Source organism: Paenibacillus sp. MSJ-34, from assembly GCF_018918005.1.
Lineage (GTDB): Bacteria > Bacillota > Bacilli > Paenibacillales > Paenibacillaceae > MSJ-34.
Window position 1 is genome coordinate 1 of record NZ_JAHLPR010000081.1, and the last position, 15,792, is coordinate 15,792.

Annotated in this window: 15 protein-coding genes and 2 pseudogenes; 5 read left to right on the forward strand and 12 right to left on the reverse strand. The window is 42.1% G+C overall.

The genetic code is table 11. The annotated features are described in order from the left end of the window. Positions 1-200 precede the first annotated feature (200 nt). From KQI79_RS26170 to KQI79_RS26185, 4 genes and pseudogenes are all read left to right on the forward strand, one after another. Entirely contained in the window at positions 201-794 is a 594-nt protein-coding gene (locus KQI79_RS26170) for a sigma-70 family RNA polymerase sigma factor (protein WP_216541289.1), read from the forward strand. A 5-nt stretch (positions 795-799) separates the two neighbouring features. Then, positions 800-970, forward strand: coding sequence for a YvrJ family protein (locus tag KQI79_RS26175; protein ID WP_216541290.1), 171 nt, complete (start codon positions 800-802; stop codon positions 968-970). Then, positions 967-1,269, forward strand: a complete 303-nt coding sequence (locus KQI79_RS26180; RefSeq protein ID WP_216541291.1) for a helix-turn-helix domain-containing protein — start codon at positions 967-969, stop codon at positions 1,267-1,269. The genes KQI79_RS26175 and KQI79_RS26180 overlap by 4 nt, the downstream gene beginning before the upstream one ends. Before the next feature lie 243 nt (positions 1,270-1,512). After that, positions 1,513-2,289, forward strand: a pseudogene (locus tag KQI79_RS26185) (arsenic resistance protein); the annotation flags it as partial. Positions 2,290-2,396: 107 nt separating this feature from the next. Here the strand turns inward: KQI79_RS26185 and KQI79_RS26190 are convergent. The 9 genes from KQI79_RS26190 to KQI79_RS26230 all read right to left on the reverse strand — a co-directional run bounded on the left by KQI79_RS26190 (position 2,397) and on the right by KQI79_RS26230 (position 10,170). Continuing rightward, positions 2,397-2,639, reverse strand: a complete 243-nt coding sequence (locus KQI79_RS26190) for a hypothetical protein (RefSeq protein WP_216541292.1) — start codon at positions 2,637-2,639, stop codon at positions 2,397-2,399. 86 nt (positions 2,640-2,725) lie between these two features. Then, a complete protein-coding gene (locus tag KQI79_RS26195) occupies positions 2,726-3,433 on the reverse strand; it encodes an oxygen-binding di-iron domain-containing protein (protein WP_216541293.1) in 708 nt (235 codons plus the stop codon). Positions 3,434-3,598: 165 nt separating this feature from the next. After that, positions 3,599-4,510 (reverse strand): DUF1259 domain-containing protein, encoded by a 912-nt coding sequence (locus KQI79_RS26200; RefSeq protein ID WP_216541294.1) that lies wholly within the window; start codon positions 4,508-4,510, stop codon positions 3,599-3,601. 1,101 nt (positions 4,511-5,611) lie between these two features. Beyond that, complete coding sequence (locus KQI79_RS26205; protein WP_216541295.1) at positions 5,612-6,136, reverse strand: hypothetical protein; 525 nt, start codon at positions 6,134-6,136, stop codon at positions 5,612-5,614. Next, positions 6,120-6,332 carry a VanZ family protein gene (locus KQI79_RS28415; RefSeq protein WP_216541296.1) on the reverse strand — a complete coding sequence of 71 codons (213 nt, stop codon included), beginning with the start codon at positions 6,330-6,332 and terminating at the stop codon, positions 6,120-6,122. The genes KQI79_RS26205 and KQI79_RS28415 overlap by 17 nt, the downstream gene beginning before the upstream one ends. Positions 6,333-6,601: 269 nt before the next feature. Continuing rightward, a complete protein-coding gene (locus KQI79_RS26215) occupies positions 6,602-7,213 on the reverse strand; it encodes a hypothetical protein (RefSeq protein WP_216541297.1) in 612 nt (203 codons plus the stop codon). 540 nt (positions 7,214-7,753) lie between these two features. Next, positions 7,754-8,242 carry an RNA polymerase sigma factor gene (locus KQI79_RS26220; protein WP_216541298.1) on the reverse strand — a complete coding sequence of 163 codons (489 nt, stop codon included), beginning with the start codon at positions 8,240-8,242 and terminating at the stop codon, positions 7,754-7,756. A 472-nt stretch (positions 8,243-8,714) separates the two neighbouring features. Beyond that, positions 8,715-9,800 (reverse strand): M56 family metallopeptidase, encoded by a 1,086-nt coding sequence (locus KQI79_RS26225; RefSeq protein ID WP_216541299.1) that lies wholly within the window; start codon positions 9,798-9,800, stop codon positions 8,715-8,717. Between the two features lies 1 nt (position 9,801). Next, a complete protein-coding gene (locus KQI79_RS26230; protein WP_230193154.1) occupies positions 9,802-10,170 on the reverse strand; it encodes a BlaI/MecI/CopY family transcriptional regulator in 369 nt (122 codons plus the stop codon). Between the two features lie 358 nt (positions 10,171-10,528). Here KQI79_RS26230 and KQI79_RS26235 point away from each other — a divergent pair, with 358 nt between their 5' ends. Continuing rightward, entirely contained in the window at positions 10,529-11,206 is a 678-nt protein-coding gene (locus KQI79_RS26235) for a hypothetical protein (RefSeq protein WP_216541300.1), read from the forward strand. 198 nt (positions 11,207-11,404) lie between these two features. Here KQI79_RS26235 and KQI79_RS26240 read toward each other — a convergent pair whose 3' ends face one another. The 3 genes and pseudogenes from KQI79_RS26240 to KQI79_RS26250 all read right to left on the reverse strand — a co-directional run. Beyond that, positions 11,405-11,770 carry an alpha/beta fold hydrolase gene (locus KQI79_RS26240; protein ID WP_216541301.1) on the reverse strand — a complete coding sequence of 122 codons (366 nt, stop codon included), beginning with the start codon at positions 11,768-11,770 and terminating at the stop codon, positions 11,405-11,407. A 200-nt stretch (positions 11,771-11,970) separates the two neighbouring features. Then, positions 11,971-14,571, reverse strand: a complete 2,601-nt coding sequence (ppsA, locus tag KQI79_RS26245) for a phosphoenolpyruvate synthase (protein ID WP_216541302.1) — start codon at positions 14,569-14,571, stop codon at positions 11,971-11,973. 111 nt (positions 14,572-14,682) lie between these two features. Next, positions 14,683-15,108, reverse strand: a pseudogene (locus KQI79_RS26250) (helicase); the annotation flags it as partial. Positions 15,109-15,792 lie beyond the last annotated feature (684 nt).

The window sequence follows — 15,792 nt, forward strand, 5'->3', positions numbered from 1 at the left end:
TTCATGAAAATCACCCAATTCATTAGAAATAAAAAAAGCCTTCTCGGCGATTATTGGGGTGATTTTGAAAAGTCAAGAGGAATGTTTGTTCGCACCCCATGTTTGGGGGTGAAACAATAGAAGACCCTAGCTAGGAAGCTAGAGTCTGCAACGGAATGTGAATTCCGAGAAGCTTAATTTTATTAAAGGAGGTCTGAATTATGATTCCGGAAAAATCATTTCGAAATGAATCCAAGAAAGTGCCGAAAGCGATTCCATACTTCACCGATTATATAGTAAGGCGTTTTTTTTCATACCCAAAGTACTATCATCTGCTTTGTTTATACTTAGAGAATCCCTCCCACAACATATGGATACAACTCGAAAAACAGTTCAAATTGTTTCATTTTGAGGTCAGATTTTCCAAGTATTTAAGTTCGACGATTAGGTTTGCCTATATTGATTTTTACCGAAAGAAACGTAAAAAAGATCAACGTGATGTCGTTATTTTTGATATGAAAATGTATGAGGAAAATGGTAATACATTCGGAGATAAATATATTTCACATATTGAATATGAAGAGAAAGGAAGCACTGATCCCCAGATTTTACTCGATTCAATGAAGAATGAAAGTTTATATAAAGCTTTTTCAGAGTTAACTCAAAAGCAAAAGGTAATTCTAACTTCCACTTATTGTATGGGATACATAGATAAAGAAATTGCTAAAATGTTATCCATTACTCCACAGGCCGTTTCTAAAACCAGAAATTCAGCGTTAGTTACACTCAAAAAAAGAATGAGACGGGAGGTGTAAATGAAATGAACAATTCAGATTCGTCAACATTTTTAATAAATGCCATCAGTAATTTTGGATTCCCAATTGTCATTACTGGATACCTTCTGCTTCGATTTGAAAAAAAACTAGAAAACCTAAACAATTCAATCCATGCACTTGCACAAGTCATAAGAGACGGAGGGAGGCATAAATGAAAGAGTTAGAATGTCAGCTTTATAAATTAGTGAAGGAGGCACAGAGCGGTAATCAATTTGCCTTATGGACTATCATTAAAAAGTTCTATCCTATTGTAGTAAAAACACGAAAAAGAATAAATTTACAAGAGCAAGATGACTTAGAGCAAGAGATTCTTGAAAAAATGATTCGAGCAATCCTGACCTTCAATCTAAACACCCCGGTAGATCTAACACACTTTAGAAAAAGTATTAAATCGTTTTTCAATGAAGAAATCGCCCCCCAGGAACAGCAACGAAATGAGAAGGATTCGTTTTAAAACACCGTGTTCACGCAGAAATAATGCAAGTTGGACCAAATTTTCAATCAGTCCGTTCATTTGATCGATTATCGCGAGGATTTTTACCCATTCATAAATTTACCCAACCCGACATATTGTCGGGTTCTTCATGATAACGGAGCCCTCATAAGCATAGGGGTCGTGTTTCCCTCGAATAAAAATTGATGCTTAGTCATGGCACGCCTTCACTTTGCAAATGGTTGGTTGTAATCTATACTATTAGGCTTGTTATGGCCAGAATCCAGCGCAAGTTTAGATCGTGTGATTTCGTTCATCCTTGCCATCTTAATGTATGGAATGTTTGCCCAAATACCGTTTTTTCGTTTGAAAGAGGCGCTAACGAATCGAAAGTTCATCTATGCACTACTGTTTACGAATTACATAGCTGTACCTATCCTTGTTTGGGGGTTAACTCGGTTTCTTCCAACCGAACCGGCAATCCTCTTAGGTGTCCTTCTTGTTTTGCTCACCCCCTGCATTGACTATGTTATTGTCTTTACACATCTTGGGGGTGGGAACGAGAAGCTTGTTTTGGTTTCAACCCCTATACTCTTTGTCACCCAAATGCTATTATTGCCTATTTATCTATGACTTTTTATGGGCAAGCAAACGGCAGAAATTGTGAATGTCGGGCCGTTTCTCGAAGCATTTATAGTTCTTATTGTTGTTCCACTGGTACTGGCTCTACTTACTCAATGGTGGTCAAGACGACAACCGCTCGGTGAACGTTTTCTTGATGCTACAGCATGGCTTCCTGTGCCTTTTATGGCACTAACCCTTTTTGTTGTCGTTGCATCGCAAATCTCTAAACTATATACCTCTTTGGATTTTATTACTCTAGTCATTCCCGTCTACGTAGCGTACATGCTTATTACACCGATTATTGCGCGTATCGTTTCTCGTATATTCCGTTTGGATACCGGAGCAGGGCGGGCTCTTATCTTTAGTGCAGGAACTCGTAACTCTCTTGTCGTTCTTCCTTTTGCACTGGCGCTGCCACGGACGGAAGTACGGAAAAATAAAAAGTCTACATTGCGGGTGGTGTCAGCTTCGCTGGCGAGTATTGTGTTAAATGATGTCAGAGCCACCCGAGTCATCTAACAAATTCACTTTTTTGCTTTATTATCTTTCTCATTGCCACGTTTAAAGTTTCCGGTAATCTTAGCCATTGCTAACTGTGTCTCATGATGATCCTTTCCTTCTATTGCTTTTAAAAATTTAAGACTCGCCTTTCCGGAAAGAATTTTAACTTGCTTACCCATCCAGTAAATAAAGACTTTGTTGTCTTTCGTTGTTTGATATGTGAAAACTTCTTCATCGAGTCTCTTTCGTTTATCAATGTTACTCATACGAACACATCCTTCGGTCATCCGAATCGGTTTTTTTATCAATTTCACTGTCGTGTTCCGTTAGTCGAAGAAGCATGTCAGCCTTCTTACATTTCTTGCATTACTTTAATGAGTTCTTCAATAGCACTCTTACCGTCGCCCTTATAAGAAGAGCCGTGCATCACAGCAAGTGTTTTAGGTTCTAGATCTGCTAGTTTACGGAGCATCTGCTCTGTGTGCAAGGTATAGGGAATATAGTTGGCAAATGGACCTTGCGAATTTTGCAACACTTCTTTAAACCGATCAATTACACTAGCCTCAGTGACTGGTTCCACATCGCCGTTTTGATGGAACAAGTCAGAAGTGAAGAGAGTCCGGGTGGTCTCTTCAAATAGCAATCCTGCATCCCACCCATGCGGGAGATGGGGTGTGCGCAAGTAACGAAAGCTTTTCTTCCCCGTACTAAATACCTCGTTGTCCTGAAGCGAACGAATCGGTCTGATAGAGAACTCCCCGTTTACCGCAGCCCCAACAATCCCGGTCACAGCTTCAGCTTGAGGTGCAATGGTGAGCCATTCATTGAGTGCACCACATTCGTCCGACTCGAAATGACTGTAACTAATCCAGCGCAATTGTTTAAGATCAATTAGGCTAGCAACTGCTTGACTTAACTGAGAAAAAAGCGATTTAGGGCCTGTATGGTACAAAAGAGGCTCCTCGTCTCGGACTAAAAATGCATTGTACTGGAATCCGGATTCCGTTGAGAAGATTGAAAGTCGAAATATATCTGACTCAATTTCATCAATACGCGCCATAAGATCTCTCCTTTTTTCTTACAGATTTCTTTACAGGTTTGATTATGTTCCAAAATTCTAAACAACACAGTACCATATATTGGGTAATGATACAATATGTTTCGAATTGAAGACATAAAAAAGCTCCACGAGCTGGTTTTTCGCCTGTGGAGCGTATTTCTTTCATTATTCTTTTACATGATTCGTTTTTTCCAGTGCCGCTTTCAGACCCCGAGCCAATTTTTCAGGATTGTCATATCCCCAGAAATGCAGGAAGAACAGCCGCGGAGATTCAAACAACATGTGATTGTGGATTGCCGTGACGGTTAGACCGTGCTCTTCTAAAGCACGAACCACCGGATTCACTTCGCTTGCCAAAAGGACGAAATCTCCCGCCGTTGCTGCCTTCTTTCCGACCGCTTGATAATTGATTGGTGATGCTACTCCCATAAATGGAGGGATTACCATATTATTTTCTGTTATCGTTTCCGCGCGCGAAATGTTGAACTGTAGAAGATTCCCACTGCGGTGTCCCTTCTGACCCATAATGGCTTCAACTTTAGACCAATCGAAAGTAGAAGGTTGTGGAATGCCAGAAGGCTGAGTAAGGGGAGTACCTGTCTTAGCTAGCGCAGCCTTCACGTTCTCGGCAATCTTCGTAGGTTTGCCGTGCCCTTCAACATGCAAATACATAACGCTAGGTATTTCGTTAATAAGATGATTATGCAAAGCCGTTATGTCAATACCGCTGCTGCTTAGTTTTGAGATAACCGGAGGCACTTCCGTATCAAGCAGAACGAGATCGCCCATCATCATCGTTTCGTTTCCGTGTGGCTTGAAGGCGAGCCAGCCTGTAAGAGCAAGATCCGGCTCGATCATGACTTCACCGACTTTTACTTTTAAATCGGATCGAGGCAATGTAACCTTGAATACACCGTCTTGCACCGTACCCTTCCGACCGAAAATTTGTTCAAGCGTTTTCCAGTCGGGGTGTTTTTCGATGCCCTTCTCTTCAGCGAGGATCTTATCAACCGGCCAGGCAACCAGTTGCACCAAAACGACCGTAATCAGCAGCATAATTAGAGTTAGCTTTTTCATTTTTACCTCCAGGATTCTTTACAACTGGTTCAGCGCAATCCTTTTGTAAGAAAAATAACTCAAAGAAAGTATACCCGTGTCATTTGGGCATCATACAAAGAAGGAATGAATCGCACGACTAACCATTCGGAAAACGTTCGATAAATTACAAGGATGACGATGACGACAATGGCAAACGTCACGTTCTATTTTTATGAGCGATCAGTGCCACCGATTTTTTACCGGAAGAAGGTGTACTCCGAGTCCAGCAAGCCAAGGGAAGGAAAGCCCGACTCGTTCATAGTCTTTTAAGAAGAACCAAAAGGGTCTCATTGTTATAATTCTTGTACTTTCATTTATAGGCGTACCTTTATTAGATCTATCTTCAGACACATATTTAATTTCAGTGACAATCAGCGTTTTAATGATCCTACTGGCCTTATTTTTGAGGAAAAGGATAAAAAACAAATTAATTTATGGCCATGTAGGAGCAGCCCTATTACTTATTTTCTTATGGTACATGAATCGTTTTACAAACACTAATGTATCATATTCAACTGTAATAATATTTTTATTATTAATCTGGTTGTTTTACTTTCTAAGCAAGAAAAAGTGAAAGAATGTAACCTGATCGTTCTCGCCATATGTTTTGAAATGTAATGAAACACCACCGACTTGTGGAAAATTATACCTCAAAGCATGCTTACTCGATATTGTTCATTTCCAACCGAGTTTCCCCCCAATCACTTTCGGGTGCTGTGAAGTAACTTTGGCCTGCGTTTTGTGCGATTACCATATTTGACGATTCTTAATATAATGTTCTTATTTTCTTTTCTTGTTTATTTGGGCTTTTCAGCTTGTCATAAGACTCATCATATACCTTATGTCAAGCCACAATCTTTGGTGGTTAGATAGATGGTTCCTATCCCTTCGAGTTCCTGATTTCTTACGACAATAGGAAACTGTACGTTTTTCCCGTTGAATATAGGCTAAGAGGGTTCTTCCTGTATTCGTCAAACTTTTCCGGAAGCGTTCCCCGATCCAAGGATTGGTTGAAAGTGTGACGAAAAAAATAAACCCAGCCTCTTTCACAGGCTGGGCAAGTCTGTATCTTTAAAGTGTTCAACCACAACGCTTTGCACAACTTTTGAGAAAAGACACAGGGTATTCTTTTGAGTTCCAATCGATACGGTATACCATTTCATTTCCCTCTTGATTCTGAAGGAAAAAATCCTTTCCCGAACCAACACCAACGATACGGAGGTTGCTTCCTACGGTATGCGGCAGGACATGTACGATGGCCTCGCTCGGTTCCTTATCCTCCTTATTACTGCTAATGATCGCAAACACATACTCTGAGGAATTTTCTTTAGATGTACCCAGAACTACTTTTGTAATTCGATCGGATCCAACCTCTTGATACATGTTGATCGGATCGATATCATTCAATGTGACATTTATGATATCGATTATTCCTGTTGCCGGCCCCTGGTTGAAAATCTGTTGTACTCTAGCTTCCGGTACTTTCCATTCATCCGAAGGCAAATGTGATTCCTTGTTAACTGCTGCTTGAACAATCGTTCCACATATCAGCACAGTGAATAATGTCATGACAATTCCCGGTATTATTTTATTTATTCGATGCATTATGATTCACTCCTTGATGTTTTTTCTTCGTGATAATTAGTTTGGCTAACAAGTATGTAAAATAGCCAATAACTACTCCAATTATATTCAAGATGATGTCATCCATGTCGAATATACGGTAGAAAACGTATCGCTGCAACAATTCAATGGTTAGAGTGGTAAGCAGGCCAAGTACAATCACTATTTGCTGCTTCAATTCCTGTATTTTTATGATTTGCCGGTAATAAAATGGGCATTAAAAATCCAAACGGTAAAAAGAGAGCTATATTACCCAAAACATTCCTTGCGATAAAATCAAAGGATTCTGTTAACATCAAATGTATAATCTAGGGTAAAATGAAATAGTACATAGAGGAGATATATAATAAATATTACGACACTACATATTCTTGTTGCAACTCGTGAATTCAAGCATCCTCCTTTACAGATGTGAACGGGGAAGAGATGCCCCCTTCCCCACATCTTTTAATTGCGAATCTGACCGTAACCGCTCAACTCATAATCATATGTGGTATATGGCTTCGATAAAACGAAATAAATATCTCCTTTAGGTACCTTGTCAAAGGTAACTGAGTGAGACGAATAGTTTCCGTCACACCATACAGGCATGCTTAATGTATACCCGACCAGATCTCCGTCGCCTGTGTAGAGATAAATAGCGAAATACTGATCATCTAATTCGTATCCGTCAGAATCGACCCAACAAGAGTCTTTTATTTCAATCGTTACACTGTCACCGGTTGAATTGAACTTTCTGGAAGTTAGATTCGCCTTAAAGGAGAATGTAAAATCAAAAGGCAAAGATTCTGACATTATGGTCGAAAAATCTTCTGAAGAAAGAGGTCCGGTGATCGAATTTGTTGACGCGTTATTTACCATAATGGGTTCGATTTTATTAACATGTTGAACTTTCCCTCTAGGAGACGTATCCTCGGCAAAAATTCCCTGCTCCCCTCCGCTAGGAATAGAACTACAGTTGTTTCCCGAATCCGGCGCTGCGGATACTGAGGCAACCATTACTACGCTCGCAACCATCAAAGCTGACAAGAATGAAAAAAAGAACTTGCGTACCTTCATAAAACTTGCCACCTCCGTCATTTTTTAAGTCCATTCATCCAACGACCGATATACCCTAGAAGGAGCTGACTCGGTTGTATTAGCTCTAATTGTATTGTTCTTTCGTCTTTAAGCGGTTTAATGATCCGACGCCCACGTTGTCCATGTTCGATTCGTCATTTCATAAAATTCCCCCTTTATACATTCGATCTACATGTTCCAAAACTCCGGCTCCCTTCTGGGTATATCTACTACTATAACGAACTATCCCAAGCAAACTTGACGAAAAAAATGAAACGAGCATGCAAAATAGCGAATTATCCGCATCCCCTTATTTATTCAAAACGGGAAGCCCCCATCTCCATTCGATTTGATGACCAGTTCCTAATTCTCACCTTTCTCCTTGGAGTAATCATCCCCTTTCTTCGCTGTTTAACGCCCCTTTTTTATGATAGGACATATCTAGATAAGTGAATTTCTTGTAAAATAGCTTTCGTTTATTGGCTGGCTGTTTTCTCCGTGAGTTTGCTAAGGCATCCTTTATCTCTATCAAACGTGATTCTATTGGACTTGTTTTCTCAACTTCTTCTTTGCTCTCTGAACTCGTTTTTTACAAGCCTCCACTGAAATTCCAACTTCTTGAGCAGCCTCCAACATTGAATACTTATCCACAACAATCTTTTTAAGCAATTTATAGTCTTCATTATTGGCCAAGTCAGAGTACAAAAAATCAACATTCGGTACATCAGTATCTCCAGGGATATTGTTTTCATCTAAGTCCAAGGAAGAAAATACTATACTTTTGAGAGATGCCTGACTGCGAACTTTATTGCTAATAACATTCTTTAGCGTATTTAATAACCAGCCTTTCGGATTGGGGCTAAATAAGAATTTGTCGGCTTTAGCACATGCAATTCTGAATGTTTCCTGAACAGCTTCTTCAGCAAGTGAACGGTCACTCAGCACGTTTTGTGCATATGCCGACAATAAATAATACATTTCCATGTATAATGCTCTAATGGCGCGACGTTGGTTATCGTTGAGCGCCATATTTTCTCACCGTCCTCTCTATTTACAGTTTTCCAATCTATTTTCGGTATCAATTTGTCCAAATGCATTATGATGTTTCGCCTTTACTCTATAAACGACTTATGAAGGGAAGATATGACGCTTTTTTTAAACAACATATGACCAGGGTGCAACCCGAGAAAGGCAATGAAACGTTGTACGTCATAAGGGAAGTTTTTAGCGGTATCATTTTGGCTGCCAAAAATTTAAAGAGTAATTCAGCGGAAGAAAGAAACTTTGGAAATAACCTGGAACAGTGCTTAAAAAGTACGGAAGATAGGTATTGTATGCTAAATGGTCAGTCGAAGAAAAAAAGCAACCCGCTAAAAGGTTGCCTTTCTCCTTACTCCTAGGGAAGTGGATGACACTTCCTCATTATAATTTCTGCCTCAACAGGTGTTCACCGAGGCTCTTATCCAAAGGCTGCTTGGTGTGTTTCGAGCAGTTCAATGAGTTACTTACCGTTAACGATGTAGAGTCGGTGCAACAATTCCTTGAGGCGCGTTACTTCGTTATTATTACTATTATCATTAACGCTATCGCTGTTATTAGACGAAGTAACAGATGGAGTAGTAATAGATTCTGGCGGGCCATCTGCGTTATCTGCTGCGGCCAGCGCTGATCCAGTCATTATAATTCCCACCAGCGCCATACAAAGGATTAAAACGCCAGCCTTCTTACGCTTTAGGTCCATGATTGAAGAAATGCGATTTTTCAAACCTTTTTTCCCTCCATAAAAATTAGTTGATAATGCTGTTTGGAGCTTCTCCCCATTCCTGACAACATCAATAATGGTTTCGCCATATCGCATTCGCTGTTGATAATCTGCGTTTTGTAAAACCAATGCGTCACAGGAGATTTCACATTGTTCCGCTGCCGCTCTTGCCATAAGATACACCACCGGATTAAACCAATGAAACACGGTTGCCGTCAGAATCATTGCCTTGTACCAGAGGTCATGCCGCTTGAAATGAATCAACTCATGTCTTAGAATCAGAGAAAAATCATCGTCTGAAATTTTAATAGGCGGTAGTAAAATGACAGGCCGGAAAAAGCCAACGAGCATAGGGCTTGTAACACTCTCACACACGCTTAACCCTATATGTTTTTTAATTCCATGTTCCGAGCTTAAACTGTCCAAAACCCCCAAAATCTTCAAATCGGTTACAGGCTCACTCCATCGGCGTACCATCTTCATAAAGCGATCATGCCGCAAAGCATGATACAATACAATGCTTAAAACACCACCCCCCCAAATCGCTGCAAGCACCCACCATAAAGGGATCGTTGCCCAGTTGTTTCCAATATCCCCTATGTCCATAAGCGGTATGGTATTGATAGTTGATTGCACAGGGAGAAACAATAGGTCAATCCGTGGACGAAAGGGGAATATCCAGCCTGCTGCAATCAGCAGCCACACCACATAATTCCACTTTGCGGCGTATCGTTTTGATAAAAGGGGCCTTAATGCCGCATACACAAGCGTCACCAATGACATAGAAACAGAGCATTGGAGCAGGGTAGCTAAAAATCCCTGCATATCAATCCCTCTTTTCTTTCAGCCACTTAGCCAGTTGGTCAAGGTCATTGTCCTTTAACTTGTTTCCGGCATACAACGTAGCAACCAAGCTGACGAAGGAATTCGCATGAAACCGCTCCATAAAGTCGCCCGTTTCAAATTTCAGGTAGTCCTCCTTGCTAATAAGAGGAAAATAATTGAGCTCTCTTCCATTTTTTTCAGTTCGGATGAAGCCACGTTCCACCAGTCGTAACATAAGGGAAATGACCGTCTGCGCTTTCCATCCCCTTTCGTTTCCAAGCTGTTGCATAATGATATTGGTCGTTATAGGCGGTTTATTGGCCCACACCACTTTCATAATGTCAAACTCTGCATCCGGCAGTTTTTTCATTGCTCCAATCACTCCGCTCCTATAAGACAATTGTCTACAATCGTATTCTACATTTGCCTTACACATTTGTAAAGCCTCTTTAATAATCTTTAATAATCTGCGATTACAGGAAATCTAGTGTAACACAACATCTGAATTGTCTTTAATGAAGCTAGTTACTGTAAAAATTGAAAAGAAACTTGTCCCCAAATCGAAATTTTAAGACATATATGTAATGAAGAGGTATACTCCGCAGTTTAACAATTATGAAATGGGGGTGATTCCGATGGACAATTAACGTATATCTTCAGGCAGGACAGCATGATACTTCACTAACATTTGATATCAAACTATAATTTTTAGATTGGAGGCTACTAATATGAAAAAAATTGCTCTCTCAGTTTTGTCGTCTCTTGCTCTATTTGTCATACTCATCACTCCAAACCTTGCGCTTGCGAGTGATCAACAGAACTACTACGCTTCCCTGCCACCTGAGAAACTCGCGTATTCCGATCTTGACGCAGCGCCTGAGGAATGGAAGGACGCCATTTTGGAGGCAAGGAATTCCATTATTTACAGCGCTTCATGGACTGTCGATGGTCAGGTTTCGTATGAGCGGCCAGATGGAACGATTGAAGAGCTTCCCGAATTTTCGGATCTGTTTCCGGGTTGGGATGTTCCTAAATTGAATGAGAATGTGCGTAAAGAACAGTTAACTAAGCTGGAGACACAAGATTTCCAGATCCAAGCCGCGAATTATGTAGGATTCGTCTACCTATTTGAACCGTCTAATGATGAATCTACACTGCCGTTTTACACATTTTTCTCCAGCGTCAACAGAGTTACAATGCAAGCTGACTCTTTACCAGGGACAAGCTATAATGGCGGGTACACTGATCTCGACACTGGTCAGGACGTGGGTTATGTAAACTATGTATCAGAAGGCGGAAAAATATATCTCAATAACCCGAAGAAAGACACCGCCTATGGGGCTCGGGCGAGTACGTACAGCACAGAAGGATATGCGCAGATGAGTGTAGTTGATGACCCAAAATAAAAATCTACCGTTGGTCGAGACGATCTAAATGGATGATTATGAAGGGGAAAATAAGAAAAATCGCCATGCCTTGCCTGCTTGGCAAGTAACTGGCGATTTTTTATGTATTGCCTGAGTGCCTGCTCTATCAAACGTTAAAGGCCCCCCGACATCGTAGATTTCTATGTGCAAACCTTACAATCCGCGAAAAGTGAGCTTTTAAGGGCTTGCGTGTTGAATGATATTATTCGTAACTATGTCCCATATATCAAGCGGCAACTGCGCATGCCCAACCTCTTTAAGCGGCAGCAGCGTGGCATTAGGTAACTCTCTCGCGAGTGCTTCGCCGTGGGCAAGAGGAAAGAGGGGATCAGTGGTACCGTGGATAATAAGTGCCGGTACGGTAATAGTAGCTAGTTTTTCACGCCAAGGGCTACCAGCATCGATCAAGAATGGATTCGTCAGTTGTGCAGCAAGATTGCGAGTACGGTCGAAAACATTGCGGGCGATTTCACGCATCCAGTCTTCATCAAAGATTCCACCACCCGCAAAGGGGCGCTCACCCTCAACAAGATAGTTCGCCACAGATTCTCGGTCACTCCAGTCAGTATTATCGACTTACAGTTTTGAGCTATCGTCATCCATTACTGCAATAGATTTACTGCCAATTACCTAATGAAGATGGGTAGATAAAAGGACGAACAGGGTAACCGCCCTTTTATCCATGACAGGTTGCATTTAATGCCATCCATTAGACAGAGGCTCTTACTTGACGTATTCAGACATTACAATATTTCGATGTACCCTTCTGTTCCATGCACGCGAATTCGTTGTCCATCTTTTATCAATTTGGTCGCGTTCTCCACTCCGACGACTGCCGGCAAGCCATATTCACGTGCGATCACTGCGCCATGGGTCATCAGTCCGCCAACTTCGGTGACCAGGCCTTTTATGGAGACGAACAATGGTGTCCAGCTAGGGTCAGTAAACGTCGTGACTAATATATCTCCCTCTTCAAGATCAGCAGCTTCCATATTTACAATGACACGCGCTCGCCCCTCGATCACTCCGGAAGAAACAGCCAGACCCGCAATAGCTCCCACCGGGAGATTTTCTCGTTTGTACTCGCCTGCAATAATTTCGCCATCAGACGTGATCACACGTGGCGGAGTTAGTTTTTCGAATAATTTGTACTCGTCTCTTCGTTTGCTGATGATCTGGTTATCCAGTTTATGGGTGCGTACGGCTTCGTGAAGTTCTTCAAAAGTGAGATTGTATATATCTTCTTTTTCATGGATCACGCCCGCTTGTACAAGTCGTTCGGCTTCTTTCAGCAAAGCCTGCTTATAAACGAAGTAGTGATTCATCCAAGCGTATTTGGGATATTCCCGGTAACCGCTGAAATTCCGAACGATGTCGATCATTCGTTTGGTTTCTTTGGCTTTTGTCTCACCGTCCGGAAGACGCTTCAATCGTTCCAAAAGCTCTTGTTCTTTGTCCATAGCTTCCTGTCGCCCATGTTCGAATTTCAAGCTGCCGGCATGAGGCTCAAAGTTTCTAATGTTGCCCAGGATCATGGGGACAAGCGTACTCGGTTTTTCGCTCCATCGCGTTCTTGTTATATCGATTTCTCCGGTGCACCGCATTCCGTATTTTTGGAGAAAAGCATAGATCGCGTCCCGGGTTTCCTGTCCGCCGTCAAACTTATGGAGTTCATCCAAAAAGTTATCCGCTTTTACATCTTGCAAATAATCAATGACCTCAGGATAGGGACGAATCACATCTGCGACATCCATTAGCTCCAGACCCATTTGCGACGTAACGTTGTTCGGCACAGATTGAGTAAGCGTATCCGCCGCATTCTTTTCGCCTAACCACTCGTTCATGTTTTCATTGATCCATCTTGAAGCATTTATAACGGCCATAATGGCACTCAAACTTTGCGGGTCAGTCAAGAACTTCATTAATTGCTGGATATCTTCCCGAATAAAATCGAATAACGCCGATCCCGACTTCGTTTGAATGTTTTGTTTCAACTGTTCGATCAACGCTTGACTGCGCTTGATTAAATCCGAGACGATTGTCGGATCGTTATCGAATTGTGCCAGCGGATCTGGATTGCTTCTTCTGGGATTCGGCGCATTTTCATCATCAGGCAACGATTTTATAAAATCTCCTCGTTCAATTATGGTCATAAGTGCGTCTTTCATGAGAGGGTCATGTTGTCCCATGGTAGTTAATAATGAGTCTCTGCTGATTGGTGAAGCCAGCATTTGTGCAACATCAACAAACAACCTTCCGCCAGCTTTACGCATCGGCGCTGGAGTCATTAATAGGTAAAAGGACAATCCGAGCGGTTTGATAGGATCGGTCATCATTTGTTGGTGCCCGACAGAGATGTAAACGTGGTTATCCTGGTCATTCGCTTCAGGAATTGGGAATAACGTCGTGATCGGCCGGCTCTGGACAATATAAAATGCATCGTCATCCAGACACCATTCGATATCTTGCGGCTGGCCGAAATAAGCTTCGATCTGTCTTCCGATGCGTGCCAGTTGTAAAATTTGTTGGTCCGTAAGGGCTTGCGTCTTCTGCTGATCGGGATCGATCTGCTGGGTCTCTGTTCCGCCTTCTTGCCGTCCATAGACCGCTATTTTCTTGGCTGCTATCCTCTTGTCGACGATTTGCTCATCCCGCACTTTATAAACATCGGCAGATACCAAACCGGAGACCAGCGCTTCTCCAAGTCCAAAGCCGGCATCGATGGATAGCACCTTCCGGCTGGAGGTAATCGGATCAGCGGTAAATAAAATCCCTGAAGCCTGCGGGAAAACCATCCTTTGAACGATAACGGATAAATAAACTTGACTGTGGTCAAATCCATTTTGCATGCGGTAGATGACCGCGCGATCCGTAAACAGGGAAGCCCAACATTTGCTGATATGTCGCAAAATTTGTTCTTTGCCGATAATATTTAAATACGTGTCTTGTTGACCGGCAAAAGAGGCATGCGGCAAATCTTCAGCAGTTGCACTAGAGCGCACGGCATAAGCATGTTCCTCGCCAAACTGGGAGAGATAGTGAGTCACTGCTTTCACAACATCGGAAGGAATTTCTACTTCCATAATGATTTGTCGAATCTTCCTGCTGATTTCACCAATTTGATCTCGCTCTTCTACTTTTAGCATGGTTAGTCGATCCAACAAAGCATGAACCATTTCGTTTTGTTCGATGGCTTTTTGAAATCCCGCTGTTGTAACACAAAATCCTTCGGGTACTTGTATTCCTTGAATTTTTGATAATTCCCCTAAATTTAACCCTTTTCCGCCAACGAGCAAAAGCTGTGTTTTTTCGATTTCCTTGAAGCCGAGAACCAACGAACTCATTCAACATCTCTCCTAACCATTAAATTGAGAAAAAACATTTGACAAGAGCTTACCGGTCCGGTCTTGATGACGGGCTGCAGGATGGCGCCGAAGATTTGCAGAATCATGTTACAGGCTCGCGATTGGCGTGCGCCAGTCATAAATCAGAAAGCTCAATCCGTCTTCGTCGACGAAGGAAGAGACGCCGATATAGATCTGCTCGCTGAAGTCCAGACCATCCTCCTTAAAGTCGAAACGTCCGAAATAAGGAGACGGGAGCAGACGGTTCATGCTTTTCCATTGCTCCGTCAGCAGCTTATGGCCGCGCTCCCGTTCGGCCAATAACGCGGACTGCTGGTTAATCGTATAGTAGGTCTCTTCGAAATCTCCGCCCGTGCTTGTGTTGATCGTAACTTCTTCCCAAAACCGCTTGCGGATGTCTGAAGCCTGATCGCGCAGCCCCGCAACCTCCGGCTCCAGTTCGGCGATTCTCGCCTGCAGCTTGTTCCGGACCTGTTCCAGCCGCTCCTGTTCTTCCCGCCAATCCTTCGCTTCCATTTCCCCTGAACACACTCCTTTTTCCGTTTTTTGGGGATAAAAAAGAGCATTGACAAATCAAAGTTCCAGATGTACAATTAAAGTAGGGATAAAATTTAATGTAATCTTTATTTTAAATTTGCCAATGACGCTATCGATTATATCATAGTGTTATTTCGTGTTCAATTTATTTTTTATTGTTGCCGTTTGGCTGCGCTGAACACTGGCCCGCAACGATTGCCGCTCTTTGCTTATAAATCTAACTTTGACTACGCGTATTTTCGGCAATCTGTTCGATCACTTCTTCGTCCTTCAGCCTAGTTACAGACCTTCCGCCTTTGGCAGTCGTGCAGAGATCTTTTGTCCGCAAATATCCAAGGCTTCGCAAGTGTAACGCCTATACTCCTTCCCATCTTGTTTTCCATTCCATAAAAGTAATTCATAATCCAACGGGCAAATCTATCTATCGTTTATAGCGTCATATTGTCCCCCTTAAAAAGTCACGCAAATATACTTGAACCTAGCAAGGGCGCAGTTCCTTGTTAATCATTTATATTTCAAGTTTTTTTCACATGCTCGTTTAGATTGTTTACGCTGAAGCATAATGCCCGAAAGCTGACGGTATTGCCTGTCCAGGGATTGACGAATATAATGTCCGTATCACAGAAAAGGAAAAGGATGCCTCCATATAGCGTGAGCCTGTTC

Excerpts from the sequence above, each read along its gene's own strand:
- KQI79_RS26170 (WP_216541289.1), top strand. The coding sequence starts at position 201 with ATGATTCCGGAAAAATCATTTCGAAATGAATCCAAGAAAGTGCCGAAA.
- KQI79_RS26235 (WP_216541300.1), top strand. The coding sequence starts at position 10,529 with ATGAAAAAAATTGCTCTCTCAGTTTTGTCGTCTCTTGCTCTATTTGTC.
- KQI79_RS26190 (WP_216541292.1), bottom strand. The coding sequence starts at position 2,639 with ATGAGTAACATTGATAAACGAAAGAGACTCGATGAAGAAGTTTTCACA.
- KQI79_RS26205 (WP_216541295.1), bottom strand. The coding sequence starts at position 6,136 with ATGCATCGAATAAATAAAATAATACCGGGAATTGTCATGACATTATTC.
- KQI79_RS26215 (WP_216541297.1), bottom strand. The coding sequence starts at position 7,213 with ATGAAGGTACGCAAGTTCTTTTTTTCATTCTTGTCAGCTTTGATGGTT.
- KQI79_RS26180 (WP_216541291.1), top strand. The coding sequence starts at position 967 with ATGAAAGAGTTAGAATGTCAGCTTTATAAATTAGTGAAGGAGGCACAG.
- KQI79_RS26230 (WP_230193154.1), bottom strand. The coding sequence starts at position 10,170 with ATGAAAAAACTGCCGGATGCAGAGTTTGACATTATGAAAGTGGTGTGG.
- KQI79_RS26195 (WP_216541293.1), bottom strand. The coding sequence starts at position 3,433 with ATGGCGCGTATTGATGAAATTGAGTCAGATATATTTCGACTTTCAATC.
- ppsA (WP_216541302.1), bottom strand. The coding sequence starts at position 14,571 with ATGAGTTCGTTGGTTCTCGGCTTCAAGGAAATCGAAAAAACACAGCTT.
- KQI79_RS26175 (WP_216541290.1), top strand. The coding sequence starts at position 800 with ATGAACAATTCAGATTCGTCAACATTTTTAATAAATGCCATCAGTAAT.
- KQI79_RS26200 (WP_216541294.1), bottom strand. The coding sequence starts at position 4,510 with ATGAAAAAGCTAACTCTAATTATGCTGCTGATTACGGTCGTTTTGGTG.
- KQI79_RS26225 (WP_216541299.1), bottom strand. The coding sequence starts at position 9,800 with ATGCAGGGATTTTTAGCTACCCTGCTCCAATGCTCTGTTTCTATGTCA.
- KQI79_RS26220 (WP_216541298.1), bottom strand. The coding sequence starts at position 8,242 with ATGGCGCTCAACGATAACCAACGTCGCGCCATTAGAGCATTATACATG.